This window comes from Aeromicrobium sp. S22 (assembly GCF_009661045.1).
GTDB lineage: Bacteria > Actinomycetota > Actinomycetes > Propionibacteriales > Nocardioidaceae > Aeromicrobium > Aeromicrobium yanjiei.
This window is the reverse complement of sequence record NZ_WJWV01000002.1, coordinates 691482-707729: the sequence shown is the minus strand read 5'-3', so window position 1 is coordinate 707729 and position 16248 is coordinate 691482. Positions and strand designations below refer to the sequence as shown.

The window sequence follows — 16248 nt, the reverse complement described above, 5'->3', positions numbered from 1 at the left end:
CGTCACCGGACCCGCGCGGAGGCCCGTGTCGTCGCCGAGGCGGCGAACGTCTCAGGCGCTTTCAGGAACCGGACTCGGTACGTCTGGCGCCCCCTCGGTTGATCCCGGAGCGTGAGGTTGAGGCGCCCGTTCTTGATCGCTCGCGTGTAGACGGCGTCGCCTCCGGCGCCGCGACGGGCTACCTGGACTCGACCGTCGAGGAGGGAGGTTGACACGCTTTTCGCCTTGACCGCGATCCGAAGGCGTACGGTCCGGTGGTGCCGGCTGGACGAGGTAGCGGTGACCCGAGGTTTCGTCGTTGCAACCCTGGAGGTCGCGCGCGACATGAACGACAGGGATGCGCCGCCGCGTCGAGGGCGGTACGTGACGCTCAATCGAGCCCGATGGTCGGCCTTGGTGACCCGGTACGTGCGCCCCGTCGCGCCCGGGATGGTCTTGCCGTCACGTCGCCACAGCCATGACGCACCCGCCTGGGGTGTCTGATCGCCGGAGGTGAGCCTCGCCTCGATGACTTCCCCGTATGTGGGCTCCGCGTCCGACACCACCGGCAACGGCGGTCTCATCACGACGTCCAGATCAACAGTCGTCTCGACCTCGACCGGGGTCCAGGTGCGGGCGTCCCTTGGTGAGAATCCCTCTTGGTGTCTGGTCGCGTAGACCCCAGAGGGGTCGGTGAATGTCATCAGGTACTTCGTGCGGGGCCGTCCAACAAATCTGTAGCGGCCGAGAGCATCGGTGACCTGCGTCTGACCCTGGGGATGAGCGGGTCCTGCCATGACCAGGATGCCGGGCAGGGGGAGACCCGTCGAATCTCGGACAGTGCCCTGCAATGAGCCGCCCTCCCGAACGATCACGTCCTCAGTGGCTACGTCCCCAGCATCCACCGTGATGCGTCGCGCGTCGTCCGGGACGTCAGGTCCCGCGTCCCAGCCCGAGAGGAATTTTCCGTAGGCTCCCCCGGAGAAGACAGCCTCGTAGGGATCCGGTGGACCGAACCTTAGGACGTAGGTGCCTTTGCTGAGGCTTCTGACTTCGTACTCGCCGTTGTCGTCGGTGGTTGCGTAGTACGACTGTGTGTTGAAGGGGATGTCGCCTGGCCGCGTGTACAAAGCGGTGACCGTGGTCCGCGGTACTGGCCGGCCTGATGCGTCCGTGACCTTGCCGCGGATGTGAGCGCCGCGGCGCACCGGCAGGTCGACCCGTGTCGTCTCGCCCGCCTCGACCCGCACGGGGGTGGCCTCCTCGGGGTCGTCAGTGCCCCCGAGGTAACCGGTCGCGACGTCGAGCGGCGTGATGGTGCCTCCGTTCTTGTTGACGAAGCGGAGACGGTACGTGCCCGCGGGAAGCCCACCGAGGCGGAACGTGCGCCCGTCCGAGTCGACGCTCCACACCCCATTCGGGTTGTCCAACCACGTGCTGCCGTCGCGCGACTGGGCGACAACGCTTCCCACCGGGTCACCGTCAGGAATTCCGGGCGGAAGGATGATCTCGCCCTCGATCGTCCCGGCGCGCTCGAGCGTGGCATCGATACCGGTGATTTTCTGCCCTGGCGCGACAGTCACGATCTTGGCGTCAGCCGTGGTGTGCCCTCCGCCGAAGAACTCCCAGGCGCTCTCACCAGCCCTGGAGCTGTAGAACATGACTCGGTACTCGCCAGGCTCGAGGTACATCGTGAATGTGCCGGCTGGGACGACGTGGGTGCCGCGTTGCGTGCCGCTGGGGGCCAGGGGGTAGGCAACGACGTCGACCCAGTCGCCGTGGTCGAGGCCGTACCCGGTCACCGTCCCGGAGATGGAAGCCTTCGCGTCACGTTCGGAGCTGCTCGCGGCACCTGGGCTGCCAAGGAGCGCGATCAGCAAGAGCGCCGCCGTGACAGCGGCGGCTGGGACCAGACGAAGACGCATGGCTGAAGCGTAGGTGCGATCGGACCGCCCCACCGACGATTCGGGCTCTGGACCGCACCGCATCTCACCGGGACGTGAGCCCCGCCAGCCGGACGTGATCGTCATGAGCCGGACCGAGCAGATCTTCGGCGCGCTGGGAGGTTGACCGCGGCCCGATGAGCCCCTCCATTTTACGAAATGGAATTGAACGTGGCCGACTCGCGAAACATTCGCTGTCTACGTTTCAACTCATCGGATGATCCGCGGCACATTCAAGATCCTTGATCGGCTGCACGCTCTCCTTCAGAACGGAACCACCTCGTTTTCAGGAGACCACTGTGCACCACTCGCCCCTCATCGTCGGCCTCTGCGGCAACCCCGCACCGGCGTCCAAGACCCTCACCCTGACCACCGAGGTCACCGCTGCCCTGGCCGACTTGTTCGCCGGCGCAGCCACCGAGGTCATCGATCTGTCCACCCACGCCGAGCGCGTCCTGGTGTGGGGCGACGAAGCTGTCGCCGCATCACGTGACCTGCTGCGCAGCGCCGACCTGCTCGTCGTCGCGACACCGGTCTACAAGGGCGCCTACACCGGGCTGCTCAAGGCGTTCCTCGACGGCTTCGACCTCGGCGAGCTCGCGAACGTCCTGGCAGTGCCGGTCACCGTCGCGGCGTCGCCGGCTCACGCGCTGGCCGGTCCGACCCACCTGGAGCCCGTGCTCAGGGAGATCGGCTGCCTCGTCCCCGGTGGCACCCTGCACGTGCCAGACAAGATCGCCCGCGACGCCGACGCCCGCTCCGTCCTGGTCGCCGAGTGGATCAGCGTCCGCACGCCGATGCTGGCGACGGCCGGACGGGAGCTCGTCCGATGACGACGACGCAGGACCACCTCGAGCCCCAGACGTTCCGCAGTGCCCTGGCCAGCATGGCCACACCGGTCAGCGTCGTCACGACCGAGCTGGCCGGCGAGCGGTTCGGATTCACGGCCAACAGCTTCACGAGCATCTCGATGGCGCCGCCCCTCGTCGGTGTCTACATCGCCGAGACGGCCTCCGCGTACCGCGCGTTCATGGAGACCGAGACCGTCGCGATCAACATCTTGGCCGCGGATCAGGCCCACGTCGCCCGCCAGTTCGCGACCAGCGGGATCGACAAGTTCGCAGGCCTCGACTTCGATCCGGACCTCGCCGGCGCCCCGGTGCTGGCCGGCACCCAGGTCAGCTTCGTCGGCGCGATCGTGGACCGACCCGTCATCGGTGACCACGTGCTGCTGGTCGTCGCGCCGACCCGGTCGACGATGCCGGGGCCCCAGCCCTTGATCTACCACCAACGGTCCTTCTGCCAGCTGCCGTCCGTCTGAGGAGCACACATGACCATCACCGCACCGCACAAGCTGGGCAGCGGCCTCCGCGAGCCCGAGATCGTCGTCACCGGCGCCCGACGGACGTACGAGCTGGCCGACTACTCCCACCTGGTCGCCTTGCACGACGTCGACGTGACGATCGAGGCCGGCTCGTTCACCAGCGTCATCGGGCCCTCCGGCTGTGGCAAGTCCACCCTGCTGCGCATCATCGGGGGTCTGGAGACGCTCGACGAGGGGGACGTGACGGTGTGCGGTGTCGCACCGCGCGAGGCCGCCGCGGCCAAGGCCCTGGGCCTCGTGCCCCAGAAGCCGGCGTTGCTGCCCTGGCTCGACATCATCAAGAACGTCACCCTGCCGGCCAGGGTCAACCGCCGCCACAACCGGTCGCCGCTGCCCGACATGGAGCACCTGCTGCAGAAGGCCGGTTTGGGCGACGCGATCCACAAGCTGCCGAGCCAGCTGTCCGGCGGCATGCAGCAGCGCGCGGCGATCGTCCGGGCCTTCGGCCTGCGACCCGACGTCATGCTGATGGACGAACCCTTCTCGGCACTCGACGAGTTCACTCGTGAAGCCCTGCAGGAGCAGCTGCTCGACCTGTGGGACGAGACCAAGTCGACGGTGGTGTTCGTGACTCACTCGATCAGCGAGGCCGTACGGCTGTCCGACCGGATCGTCGTCATGGCCCCCCGGCCGGGCCGGGTCGTCGACATCATCGACGTCGACCTGCCGAGACCGCGCAGCGCCGCGCTGATCAAGACGCCGGCATTCCACGCCTACGAGGACCTGGTCCGTGAGCGCCTGCAGGCGGCGTTCGAGAAGCCCCACCACCCGGCGACCGAGAAGGGACGCGTCTGATGACCGCGATCGAGCTGACGTCCAAGGAGACGACCAGGGGCGGACAGCCGTCACTGGTCGAGACCTCGACCCACCTGTCGGCGCTCGCCGTCGAGGCAGCGCTGCCCGCGGCGGTACGTCGCAAGCGTCGCCAGAAGCGGCTCGCGATGCTGCATCCCCGGTTCTGGCTGCCGTTCGGCGTCGTGCTCGTCGTCCTCGGCTGGGGTTGGAACATCGGTGCCGACAAGATGCCCTACCTCCTGCCGCCGCTGGGAGACGTGTTCGGTGCCATCAAGGACGAGCCGCAGTACTTCCTGGAGAACGCGTGGGTGACCCTGCGCGAGGCCCTGATCGGGCTGGCCATCGGCTTCGGGGTCGCGTGCGTGCTGGCGGTCGTGATCAGCGAGTCCGGCATCGCCCGGCGCGCGATCATGCCGGTCGCGGTGGTCCTGAACGTGACCCCGCTGGTCGCGATCGCACCGGCGCTGGTCGTCGCCTTCGGCTTCGGCGCCGCGCCCAAGCTCATCCTGACGTCCCTGATCTGCTTCTTCCCGATCCTGATCAACGCCGCCGTGGGGCTCAGCTCGGTCGACCGCCAGGTGCTCCAGGTGTTCCAGACCGTCAATGCCTCGCGGTGGGAGGTGCTGCGACACATCCGCATCCCGAGCTCGTTGCCCTACGTGTTCGCCTCGCTGCAGATCGTCTTCCCGCTCTCGGTCGTCGGCGCCGTCGTCGCCGAGCTGTCGGCTGCCGGATCCGCGGCCGGGCTCGGCACCACGATCCAGGTCGCCACCTCCATGAACAACATGGCGATGGTCTGGGCCGCGATCTTCGTGCTGGCCGTCATGGGCTCGCTGCTGTTGCTGTTCGTGACGGCCGTCGAGCGCAAGATCCTGCACTGGCACGAGTCCAAGCAGTAGCCGGCCCGTCCACCCGCACCGCTTCCTCACCCTCTCCCGCACCGCCCACCCCACAAGGAGCTGACCCATGCCCAGTCGCACTCGCTTGCGTTCGACCCTCGCCGCCGCCGCCGCCGCGGCGACCCTCCTCACCATGACCGCCTGCGGCAAGGACTCCGAGGGATCGTCCTCCGAGAAGGCCGGGACGGCGGGCTCCGCGATCTCCGCCGATCGCTGCGCCGCCAACAAGGCTGCCGGCACCATCACCTACATGTCGGGCTACTACTGGCAGGCATCCGCATCGATCCTCGAGGTCATCTCGGCCGACCAGCTGGGCTACTTCGAGGACCTGTGCCTCGATGTTGAGATGCAGCCCGGACCGGGTGACACCTCCCAGAACGCCAAGCTGCTGGCCGCCGGCAAGGTGACGATCAGCCCGCTGTCCGAGCAGGACGTCATCACCTCGAACCTCAACGGGCTCGACATCACCGGTATCTCGTCGTACTCCAACGCGGGCCTCGACGTGCTGATGACCACCCCCGAGATCACCGACCTCACCCAGCTGAAGGGCAAGAACCTCGGCCACAAGGGCTGGGTCCCGATGAGCGTCAGCGCGATGCTGGCCAAGGCCGGGCTCGAGGGCGAGGCCGTCAAGCAGGTCAAGGTCGGCTACGACCCGTCGATCCTGCCCCGCGGCCAGGTCGACGCCCTGACCGCGTTCGTCTCCAACGAGCCCAACCAGCTCAAGAAGGCCGGCAGCGAGGTCACCGTCTGGTCGCCGAAGGACTTCGACGTCCCTGCCTCACTGGGCGCCTTCGCCGTCAACCCCGCGTTCGCCGGCAAGCACCCGACGGCTGTCGAGGACTTCCTGCGGGCCAGCTTCAAGGCGTACACGCACTGCGCGGACGACGCGAACGTCAAGGAGTGCATCGGCTACCAGAAGGATCTCGCCGGCGCCGAGTCCGACTCCGAGCACGAGACCGAGGTCTGGACCACCGAGACCGCGGTCGTCGCCGACAACCCGTTGCCCGGCAAGTTCGGGTCGGTCGACCTCGACAACGTCAGCGCCCTCGCCGAGGTCGTCGCGACCTCGATCGGCGCCGACGTCACCGGCGAGCAGGCCGTGAAGTGGTTCGACAACTCGTTCGCCGACGCCGTGGTCGGCGACGACGGCGCCGTCATCTGGCCGGCACGCTGATGTCGGCGTCCACGGAGTACGGCGTCTTCCTGCCCATCGGCAACGGCGGCTGGATGGTCTCGACCACCGCACCGCACCCCGAGGCCAGCTACGCCTACAACAAGCAGGTCGCCCTCGACGCCGAGGAGGCCGGGCTCGACTTCATCATGACGATGGCCAAGTGGAAGGGCTTCGGCGGCACGACCGACCACTGGGGCGAGACGCTCGAGTCCATGACCATGATGTCGGCGCTTGCCGAGGTCACGTCGCGGGTCAAGATCTGGGCGACGATGCACGCCAACATCCACCACCCCGCCGTCGCGGCGAAGATGTACACGACGCTGCAGCAGATCTCGAACGGGCGGGCCGGGATGAACATCGTCAACGGTTCCTACCCCGACGAGTTCACCCAGATGGGCCTGTGGGAGGAGCTGAGCAAGGACGACCGCTACCGGATGACCGAGGAGTGGCTCATCGCGGTCACCCGACTGTGGTCCGAGCACTCGGTGTCGATGGAGTCTGACTTCTTCACCCTGGACGCGTGCGAGTCGCGACCCCATCCCGCGACGCGGCCGACGATCATCAACGCCGGCACGTCGAAGCAGGGGATGGACTTCCAGGCCAGGTATGCCGACGGGGCCTTCCTGGGCGCCGACACCTTCGAGGAGATGGTGGACAAGTCGGCCTACGTCCACCGCGTGGCCAGGGAGCACGGCCGCGAGTGCAAGACGTACTCGATGATGACGGTCGTCCTGGCCGACACGGACGAGGCCGCACAGGCCAAGGTCGCCGAGTACGGCGAGGGAGTCGACCGCGAGGCGCTGCTGAACATGAGCCTGGCCTGGGGTGTGCCCCTGGACCGGGCGCGTGCCTGGGCCGACGACGCCACCGGCGAGGAGGCCTTCCAGGTGCAGTACGTCGCCGGGTCGGCCGAGACGGTCGCGACCGAGATCCTGCGACTCGTCGACCTTGCCGACCTGGACGGCTTGATGCTCATCTTCCCGGACTACCTGACCGACCTGCCGGCGTTCGGCCGGACCGTCCTGCCGCTGCTGCGCGCAGCCGACACCGCCACCGGCCCCACCACCCACGAGGACCTGACCCATGCCTGAGACATCCGCCTTCCGCAGCGTCGCCGAGTCGCTCGACGCGCTCGACCGCAGCCGCTTCGAGTCCCTGCGAGGCCTGACCGGCGCCCTCCTGGTCGTCGACGTGCAGCACGACTTCGCGGCGCCCGAGGCCATCGGCCACATGTGCGAGACCCCGCAGGACCTGCAGAACGTGCAGGATGCCGTCGGGCAGATCCACCGCCTCGTCGACGGCGCCCGCGCCGCCGGCGTCCCGGTCGTGTGGATCCAGCTGGAGACCTCCCACACCAGCTGGACGGTCAACAACTGGCTGCGCAACGGCTCGCGCGACATCCCCCTCGGCGAGCACAATCCCTGCATCAAGGGGACGACCGGCGCGCAGTGGTACGGCGGCCTGGCCCCCGCCGACGGTGAGCTGGTGGTGTCCAAGGACTCCTACTCCGGGTTCATCGGCACGACCCTGAAGGCGGACCTCGACCAGGCCGGCATCGACTGGGTCATCGTCACCGGCCTCACGACCGAGTGCTGCGTCCACTCCACGGCCAACGACGCGATGCAGCACGACTTCCCGGTCATCGTCCCGTCGGACGCCTGCGCGTCCTACGGCACCGACTTCCACGACGCGGCACTCAAGTCGCTCGCGCTGAACTCGTCCATGGTCACCACGACCGACGTCGTCCTGTCGCACCTCGCCACGTCCCAGCAGCAGGTCTCGGCATGACGGGCATGCACCTGGCACTGGACCTGTCGTTCTCGCACACCGAGGGACGCTGGGCCATCCCGGGATCGTTCGTGGGCCGGGAGTTCCCCGACGTGCGCGCCTACATGGAGCTGGCCCAGATGGCCGATCGCGGGGGCGTCGACCTGCTGTTCTTCGGCGACGGGTCGGGCATCCCCAGCACCTGGCAGGGCAGCCGCGACGGTGCCGTGGAGTGGGGTGTGCAGTGGCCCCGGCACGACATGAGCCCGGTCATCGCGGCGATGTCGACCGTGACGGAGCGGGTCGGCTTCGGCCTGACTTACTCCTCGACGTTCATGCACCCGTTCTACGTGGCCCGACTGCTCAACAGCCTCGACCACGTGACGAGCGGGCGCATCGCCTTCAACGTGGTGGCCTCGACCCGCTTGGCGGACGCCCAGAACTACGGCTACGACCAGCTGCTGGAGCACGAGCTGCGCTATGAGCGCATGGAGGAGTTCATCGGGGTCTGCAAGGCGCTGTGGCGGTCGGTCGAGCCCGATGCGATCCTCCGCGACCGGGAGACCCGTCGGTTCGCCGATCCCACCAAGGTGCACCCGATCGACCACCACGGACGCTTCTTCGACGTCGCCGGCCCCCTGGCATCGGTGCCGAGCCCGCAGATCGAGCCGGTGCTGGTGCAGGCCGGGGCGAGCCCCCGTGGCATCCAGGCGTCCGCGAGCTTCGCCGACCTGGTGTTCGGCTTCGGCACGTCGCTGGCCGGCATGCAGCGGCACCGCTCCCTGCTGGACGAGCAGCTCACGGCGCAGGGCCGCGACGCACAGGCTGTCGGCATCCTGTGGGACCTGCAGGCTGTGATCGGTGCGACCGAGGAGGAGGCGCAGAACCGCAAGCAGACCATCCTGGACGCCTGGACGCCCGAGATGGTGGCGGTCTCGCTGTCCCACAACTCCGGATACGACTTCTCGACCCTGCCGGACAAGTTCCGGCTCGGCGACCTGCGCGAGAGCATCATCGCGGCCCAGGCGAGCCCGGCCGGTCTCGTGGGCACCCTGGTGCAGGAGCTCGGGGAGGACCACCTCATCACCAACGAGGACTTCTTCTCCCACGGCTGGGCAGCGGCCACCGGGGTCGACCACATGCTGGTCGGCTCGGCCACGGCGATCGCCGACGAGCTCGAGGAGACGTTCGCGGCCACCGGGTCACGGGGCGGCTTCATGATCTCCAGTCCCTCCGCGTTCCCGTCCGGTTTTGCCGCCGTGGTCGAGCTGCTGATCCCCGAGCTGGAGCGTCGCGGTGCCATGGCCGAGCGCGCACCAGGTCCGCAGACGCTGCGGCAGACGCTGTGCGCCTGAGGTCCACGCCCGGCCTGCGGGAGCAGACCCTGCTCCTGTGCCTGATGATCGCCGCGGCCCAGATGACGTGGGGGTCGATCGTGCCGGTGCTACCGCTGTACCTGGAGCGGTACGGCCTGGCGGTGGGGGCGCTGGGGCCGATCCTTGCGGCGTTCGCGGTCGGCCGGGCGCTGGTGAACACGCCGGCGGGGCTCGCCCTGCGCTGGCTGCAGCCCCGGCGCTACCTGTGGGCGGTCGCGGCGTGCCTCGTGGTGGTGACAGCGCTGACCGGCCTGGCGACGACCACGACGTCGATCATGGCGATGCGCTTCATCGCCGGCGTCTTCGGGGGAGCGGTGGTGACGATCGCCTTCTCGGTGCTCGTCACCGCCGCGCCCGCCGACCGGCGCGGCGCCACGGTGGCGATGTCGATGATGGCGATGACCGGAGCCGTGGCGGCGGGCGCCCTGCTCGGAGCCGTCGTGGTCGAGCTGTTCGGCCTCCGCGCGTCGTTCGTCGCGGCGGCGGGGCCGCTCGTGATCGTCCTCGCCTGGGAGGCACTGCGACCGGCCGCCCGGTTCTGGGACGCGTACCGGCCGCCGGCTCCCCAACCTCACGTGCAGGCGAGCGGCTCGGCACCGCCCGAGCCGGCCGGTCCGGCTGACCCGGTCGGCTCGAGACGACGGCTGCTCGGCGCGTTGTGCGGCGTCTCGTTCGCGACCTTCTTCGTGCGGTTCGCCGGCGAGCAGGGCCTCGTACCGGTCATGGCCTATGACGGCGCCGACATGCGCCCCCTCACCTTGTCGGCCGCGATCGCCGTCGGCACGGTCGCAAGCCTTGCGCTGGCACCCGTGCTGGGCCGGGTCGTCGATCGTGGGGTGCGTCGCCCGGTGCTGGTGCTGTCGGGTGTCGCCGCTGCCGCGGGCGTCGCGGCACTGCCGCTGCTGGCCGAGGCATGGCTCTTCTCGCTCGCGCTGGTCGTGTACTTCGCCGCCACGACTTCGCTGAACGTCGTGCCCAGCGTCATCGCGGGGGAGCGCTGGGGACCGGCTGAGTCGGGGGCGGTCATCGGCCTCACCCGCACCGTCGGCGACATCGGGGCCGCAGCCGGACCGCTGGTGATCTTCTGGCTCGTCGAGCAGACGTCCTGGCTGGCGGCGTGCCTGCTCATGGCCGGGCTGCTGGTCGGCACGGTGCTCCACCTGGCCCGTGTGGCCCCGCGAGACGTCGTCCGAGAGGTGCGTGAGCATGCCGAACCCCGCGATCACTAATCTGCGAGCATGGAACGACGAGAAGATCCCGTGGACGACGAGGCGTCGTGGCGCCGCTTCACGCCCGGCGCGCCCGAGCGCGAAGCTCTCCTGGCCCTGTCCGCGGAGCTCGGTCTTCGCCTGCGGCCGCGACTCGTCCCCCTCAGTCTCGGCACCACGTTCGAGGTCGAGGGCATCGACGCCGACGACACCCACCTGGTCCAGGTCGTCGTCAACCGGGGCGCGTTCAGCTCGAACCAGCGCAACAAGGTGCTGGCCGACATGTTCAAGCTGCTGTGGCTGCGTTCCACCCGCTTCCCGCAGGCAGAGGTGTGCCTCGTGCTCAGCGAGTCGACGGCCGAGGCGTTCAAGCCCCGGGCCTGGACCACGCTGGCAGCCGACGAGCTGGGGTTCCACCTGTTCGTCGTCTCCGAGACCGGCACGGTCACCCGCCTCGTGCGCGAACCCGTCTAGCCCTCCGTCCTCCCCGGCTCTCCGCCGCCCAACGGCCCCGGCCGCTCGGGCAGCACGCTTGCCGGTTCCTTACCGAACCGAACCGAGCGAAAGGCCCCCGAGATGACCATGAGCACCCCGACCAACGCCAGCACCCCGACCAAGGAGTACGGCGTCTTCCTGCCGATCGGCGACGGCGGATGGATCATGTCCACGACCTCACCGCGCCCGCTGGCCGACTACGAGTACAACAAGAGGGCAGCCCTCCACGCCGAGGACATGGGCCTGGACTTCATCATGACGATGGCCAAGTGGCGCGGCTTCGGCGGCGACTCGGACTACTGGGGCAACACGTTGGAGTCCATGACGCTGATGTCGGGCCTCGCCGAGGCCACCGAGCGGGTCAAGGTGTGGGCGACGATGCACGCGAACATCCATCACCCCGCTGTCGCCGCCAAGATGTACACGACGCTCCAGCAGATCTCCGGCGGTCGCGCAGGCATGAACATCGTCAACGGTGCCTATCCCGGCGAGTTCACCCAGATGGGGCTGTGGGACCACGACCGCACGCAGGAGGACAAGTACCGTCTGACGTCCGAGTGGTGCGAGGCCGTCACTCGGCTGTGGAGCGAGGACACCGTCAGCATGGAGTCGGACTTCTTCACCCTCGACGAGTGCGAGTCGCGACCTCACCCCGAGGTGCGTCCCGCGATCATCTCGGCCGGCAACTCGTCCCAGGCCCGCGCCTTCCAGGCCGAGTGGTGCGACGGTGCGTTCATGGCTGCGAACGACCTGGAGACGATGAAGGCGCAGTCCGACGACGTCAAGGCCCGCTCCGCCGCCCTGGGACGTGAGTGCCGCACGTACGCGATGCTGACCGTCGTGCAGGGCGACACCGACGCAGAGGCCGAGGCGCTCGTGGCCGAGTACGGTCGCGGCATCGACCGTCCGGCGATCGCCCTGATGCGGCAGTCGTGGGGCATCCCCGCAGAGCATGCGCTGAACTGGGCCAACGGGGCCGGTGCCGAGGGCGCCTTCCAGACTGCGTACGTCGCAGGCGCGGCGGACACGATCGTCGATCACATCCGGCACGTGGTCGGTGAGACCGGTCTGGACGGGCTGATGCTGATCTTCCCCGAGTTCGACCGTGACATGGTGCTGTTCGGTGAGACCGTGCTGCCCGAGCTCCGGCGGCTCGACGCCCTCGACGCGATGGACGCGGCCGTGGTGAGCTGACGGCGTACTCCGCACGGAGTACGGCGAAGTGCCTGCTGTGGCCGGACGCGTCAGCCCGGTCAGGCTGACAGCGTCATCTCCATGACTTCTCAACTCAGAGCACCTGACCACAGCGGTGCCGACACCAGACCGAAGACATCCCGGACCAAGACCCTGCTGCCCTGGCTGATGGTGGCCGTGTGGGTCGGTCTGGTGGTGGGCGGCTACTCGCTCGCCGGCAAGCTCGACTCCGTGACCCGCGACGGGCAGGCCGACTACCTGCCGGCGAGCGCCCAGTCGACCAAGGTGCTCGAGGCCGAGGCCGAGCTGCCCGGCGGGGAGAACGGCCTGCTCGTGGTGGTGTCCGAACGAGCCGGCGGCCTCCAGCCAGGAGATCGGGAGGCGGTCGCGCGCGGCCACGCCGAGCTCGTGGAGCGATTCGGCAGCGACGGCGAAGGGTCGCCCGAGATCGTCGAGTCCGACGACGGCACGGCCCTGATGTACGCCCTGTCGCTCGAAGGTGATGCGGCCGCCGAGGACGCCGAGGTCACCCCCGATGCGCGTCAGCTCCTCAAGGACCAGCCGGACGGTCTTGACGTGTACGTCACCGGTCCGACCGCGCTGGGGGCCGACATGGACGAGGTCTTCGATGCCGTCGACTCGAGGTTGCTGCTCGCGACGGCCGGGGTGGTGGCGCTCCTGCTGATCCTGACGTATCGCAGTCCACTGCTGTGGCTGGTCCCGCTCGCCTCGGTCGGGGTCGCGGCCATCACGTCGATGGGTGTCGTCTACGCACTGACGCAGGTCTTCGACTTCACGATCACCAGCATGAGCTCGGCGCTGCTGATCGTGCTGGTGTTCGGTGCGGGCACCGACTACGCCTTGCTGCTCGTGGCTCGCTACCGCGAGGAGCTGCACCGTCACGAGCGACCCATTGACGCCATGCTGGTGGCACTGCGCGCGGCCGGGCCGGCCATCCTTGCCTCCGCAGCGACCGTGGTCGCCGGACTGTTGTGCCTCTTGGTCGCTGATCTCAACAGCATCAGCAGCCTCGGGCCAGTCGGTGCGGCTGGCATCGCGGCCGCACTGGTGGTCATGCTGACGCTCTTCCCGGCCCTGCTGGTGCTGCTCGGACGTCGTGTCTTCTGGCCGTTCGTGCCGCGGCTCGGTGCTGACGTACGCGCATCCGGATCGCGGTGGGCTCAGCTCGGCGAGCTGGTGGCACGTCGCCGCGTCGTCGGCTGGGCGGTGCCGCTGATGATCCTCGGCGGTCTCGCGCTGGGTACCGTCGGTGTCAACAGCGCCCTTCCGCAGCTGGACCAGTTCACCCGTTCGACACCGGAGTCGGTGACCGGCGCGAAGCTGATCGAAGAGCGCTACCCCGACCAGGGCGGTCAGCCGTTGACCGTGATGAGCCGACCGGCCGAGAGCCGGGAGGTCCTCGCTGCTGTCGAGAGCACGTCGGGAGTGGCCAGCGCCGAGATCGGCCGGGCCGGCGACGACTGGGTGGAGATCTCGGCGATGCCGGTCGACCCGCCAGAGAGCTCGGGTGAGACCGCGACGATCCACCAGCTCCGGGAGAACGTGCGCGAGGTCGCCGGTGAGGCCGCGCTGGTCGGCGGTCCGAGTGCCGAGAAGCTCGACGAGGCGGAGACCAACAAGAGCGATCGCAATCTGGTGATGCCGCTGATCCTGCTGGTGGTGCTCGCCATCCTGGGGCTGCTGCTCCGGGCGATCGTGGCCCCGCTGGTGCTGGTCGCCACCGTGGTGGTGTCGTACTTCGGAGCGCTCGGACTGTGCAACCTGCTGTTCGATCATGTGCTCGGGTACGCCGGCTTGGAGTCGTCGGTGCCACTGATCGGATTCCTCTTCCTGGTCGCGCTGGGTGTCGACTACAACATCTTCTTGATGACCCGGGTGCGTGAGGAAGCCGTACTGCACGGCACCGTCGAGGGCACGAAGCGTGGTCTCGCCACGACCGGCGGGGTGATCACCTCGGCAGGCATCGTGCTGGCGGCGACGTTCGCGGTGCTCGCGTCGCTGCCCCTCGTCATGCTCGTCGAGATCGGGATACTGGTGGCTGTCGGCGTGCTCATCGACACCTTGCTGGTGCGGTCCATCGTGGTTCCGGCACTGACGATGTCCCTGGGTTCGCGGATATGGTGGCCCAGCAAGCTCTGGCGTGCAGAACAGGACCGTGTCGATGACCGGGTGTGAACGATGACGGCGCTCCGTCCGCCAGTGGCCGACAGGCTGCTGGCGGCGGGGTCGTTCGTGCTCGGCGTCGTCCTTGCGCTGACGCTCGAGTCGGTCGACTTCGACGGTGAACGGCGTGTGGACCTGTTGGCGATCGCGCTCCTGGGAGCGATGTCGCTGCCGTTGCTGGCTCGCCGTCGCTGGCCGATCCTCGTCGTCCTCGCGGTCGTCGTGGTGTCGACGCCGTACCACCTGCTCGACTATCCCCACGAGGCCACGATGGCGGCCTCGTTGGTGGCGGCGTTCACTGCGGCGCGCTACAGCGAGCCGGAGCGGCAGGCACTCGCCGCGCTGGTGGCGGTGGCCGCGGTGACGGTGCCCGTCCTCGCCGACGAGGCGTCAGGGGGATCCGGCGATGCTCTCCTCGGAGCCGGCTGGTTGTTCATGGCCTTCTTCGCCGGACTGGCGGTCCGCTTCCGCCAGAACTGGACGGCCGCCGTTGCCGCGCGGCTGGAGCAGGAGCGCGCCGACGAGGTCGAGCGGCGGGTCGCCGAGGAGCGGGTACTGATCGCCGCCGAGCTGCACGACGTCCTGGCGCACGGCCTCGCGGTCGCGAACGTCCAGGCGTCCGTCGCTGCCCACCTGATCGATCAGCTCCCGACGCGAGAGGATGCGCCGCTGCGGGAGCTGTCCGGCACGCTGCACAGCCTGTCGGACACGAATCGGGCCACGCTCCACGAGCTGCGGGCCGTTCTGGACGTGCTTCACGGAGGTGGGGCCGAGCCGACCGAGCCGGCCCCTCACCTCGGTGAGCTGCAGCGTCTGGTGGACATGGCCGAGGCGGCGGATGTCCGGGTCGACGTGGAGGCTGACGGTGTCCCGGACGAGCTGCCGTCGACGGTGTCCGTCGTGGCCTATCGGATCATCCAGGAGTCGCTCTCCAACGTCATCCGACACTCGACGGCCAAGCACGCGACCGTCCGCCTCGACCAGGACGGTCGCCACCTGCGGATCGCGGTCATCGATCAGGGGCCCGCGCGACCGAGCACGACAGAGGCACCCGCCGGCTTCGGGATCGCCGGGATGACCGGGCGGGCACAGGCCGTCGGAGGCGAGCTGTCCGCCGGCCCGGACGAGTCCGGGGGATTCGAGGTCTGCGCCCGCCTGCCGCTCCCGGAGATCTGGCGGGTGCCGTCGTGATCCGGGTCCTGCTCGCCGACGATCAGGCGCTGGTGCGCGGCGCGTTCGCGCTGCTGGTCAACTCAACGGATGGCATGCAGGTCGTCGGGGAGGCCGGCACCGGCGACGAGGCGGTGACGCTGACCCGGGACCTGCGCCCCGACGTCATCTTGATGGACATCAGGATGCCACGCACCGACGGCATCGAGGCGACCCGGCAGATCGTCGCCGACGGCGGATCCAGTGACAGCAAGGTGCTGATCCTCACCACGTTCGAGACGGACGCCAACGTGCTGCGCGGGCTCCGCGCGGGGGCGTGTGGATTCCTCCCCAAGGACACCCGTCCCGACGCGCTGCTGGACGCCATCCGCACCATCGCGGCGGGGGAGGCGCTGCTGTCACCCGGCGCGACCAAGGCAGTCATCACTCGTGCGCTGAGTCGCCCCGACGCTCCTGCGCCCGAACGGCTGGCCAGCCTGACGGCGCGCGAGCACGAGGTGCTTCGGCTCGTCGCCGCAGGCCTGACCAACCAAGAGATCGCGGACGAGCTGGTGGTCAGCCCGTTGACCGCCAAGACGCACGTGGGCCGCATCCTCGCGAAGATGGGCGCTCGCGACCGGGTCCATCTCGTGATCGCCGCGTACGAAGCGGGTCTTCTCTAGGTCCTGAGCCACGCA

The 16248-nt window shown here is 69.0% G+C and carries 15 protein-coding genes; 14 read left to right on the top strand and 1 reads right to left on the bottom strand.

What is annotated here, in order from left to right; all coding sequences use genetic code 11:
• Window positions 1–2: 2 nt before the first annotated feature.
• Window positions 3–1904, bottom strand: coding sequence for a carboxypeptidase-like regulatory domain-containing protein (locus GEV27_RS12025; RefSeq protein ID WP_194944189.1), 1902 nt, complete (start codon window positions 1902–1904; stop codon window positions 3–5).
• A 317-nt stretch (window positions 1905–2221) separates the two neighbouring features.
• On the opposite strand from GEV27_RS12025, the gene GEV27_RS12020 reads away from it, so the two are divergent.
• From GEV27_RS12020 to GEV27_RS11955, 14 genes are all read left to right on the top strand, one after another.
• Window positions 2222–2755 carry an NADPH-dependent FMN reductase gene (locus GEV27_RS12020; protein WP_194839984.1) on the top strand — a complete coding sequence of 178 codons (534 nt, stop codon included), beginning with the start codon at window positions 2222–2224 and terminating at the stop codon, window positions 2753–2755.
• A complete protein-coding gene (locus tag GEV27_RS12015; protein ID WP_153652301.1) occupies window positions 2752–3243 on the top strand; it encodes a flavin reductase family protein in 492 nt (163 codons plus the stop codon). The genes GEV27_RS12020 and GEV27_RS12015 overlap by 4 nt, the downstream gene beginning before the upstream one ends.
• Before the next feature lie 9 nt (window positions 3244–3252).
• Window positions 3253–4101, top strand: a complete 849-nt coding sequence (locus GEV27_RS12010; RefSeq protein WP_153911527.1) for an ABC transporter ATP-binding protein — start codon at window positions 3253–3255, stop codon at window positions 4099–4101.
• Complete coding sequence (locus GEV27_RS12005) at window positions 4101–5000, top strand: ABC transporter permease (RefSeq protein WP_153652303.1); 900 nt, start codon at window positions 4101–4103, stop codon at window positions 4998–5000. Before GEV27_RS12010 ends, GEV27_RS12005 begins: the two co-directional genes overlap by 1 nt.
• Window positions 5001–5067: 67 nt before the next feature.
• Window positions 5068–6177, top strand: coding sequence for an ABC transporter substrate-binding protein (locus tag GEV27_RS12000; protein ID WP_153652304.1), 1110 nt, complete (start codon window positions 5068–5070; stop codon window positions 6175–6177).
• Window positions 6177–7268: an LLM class flavin-dependent oxidoreductase gene (locus GEV27_RS11995; protein ID WP_153652305.1), complete on the top strand. Its 1092-nt coding sequence runs from the start codon at window positions 6177–6179 to the stop codon at window positions 7266–7268. The genes GEV27_RS12000 and GEV27_RS11995 overlap by 1 nt, the downstream gene beginning before the upstream one ends.
• Window positions 7261–7965: a cysteine hydrolase family protein gene (locus tag GEV27_RS11990; RefSeq protein ID WP_153934429.1), complete on the top strand. Its 705-nt coding sequence runs from the start codon at window positions 7261–7263 to the stop codon at window positions 7963–7965. Before GEV27_RS11995 ends, GEV27_RS11990 begins: the two co-directional genes overlap by 8 nt.
• Window positions 7962–9299 (top strand): NtaA/DmoA family FMN-dependent monooxygenase, encoded by a 1338-nt coding sequence (locus GEV27_RS11985; protein ID WP_153934427.1) that lies wholly within the window; start codon window positions 7962–7964, stop codon window positions 9297–9299. The genes GEV27_RS11990 and GEV27_RS11985 overlap by 4 nt, the downstream gene beginning before the upstream one ends.
• Window positions 9290–10549: an MFS transporter gene (locus GEV27_RS11980; RefSeq protein WP_153934425.1), complete on the top strand. Its 1260-nt coding sequence runs from the start codon at window positions 9290–9292 to the stop codon at window positions 10547–10549. The genes GEV27_RS11985 and GEV27_RS11980 overlap by 10 nt, the downstream gene beginning before the upstream one ends.
• 9 nt (window positions 10550–10558) lie before the next feature.
• Complete coding sequence (locus GEV27_RS11975; RefSeq protein WP_153934423.1) at window positions 10559–11002, top strand: hypothetical protein; 444 nt, start codon at window positions 10559–10561, stop codon at window positions 11000–11002.
• A 102-nt stretch (window positions 11003–11104) separates the two neighbouring features.
• On the top strand, window positions 11105–12217 hold the full coding sequence (locus GEV27_RS11970) for an LLM class flavin-dependent oxidoreductase (RefSeq protein ID WP_228765157.1): 1113 nt from the start codon (window positions 11105–11107) through the stop codon (window positions 12215–12217).
• 81 nt (window positions 12218–12298) lie between these two features.
• Window positions 12299–14413: an MMPL family transporter gene (locus GEV27_RS11965; RefSeq protein WP_153934421.1), complete on the top strand. Its 2115-nt coding sequence runs from the start codon at window positions 12299–12301 to the stop codon at window positions 14411–14413.
• A gap of 3 nt (window positions 14414–14416) precedes the next feature.
• Window positions 14417–15592, top strand: coding sequence for a sensor histidine kinase (locus tag GEV27_RS11960; RefSeq protein ID WP_153934419.1), 1176 nt, complete (start codon window positions 14417–14419; stop codon window positions 15590–15592).
• Window positions 15589–16233, top strand: a complete 645-nt coding sequence (locus GEV27_RS11955; RefSeq protein WP_309222209.1) for a response regulator transcription factor — start codon at window positions 15589–15591, stop codon at window positions 16231–16233. The genes GEV27_RS11960 and GEV27_RS11955 overlap by 4 nt, the downstream gene beginning before the upstream one ends.
• Window positions 16234–16248: the final 15 nt, after the last annotated feature.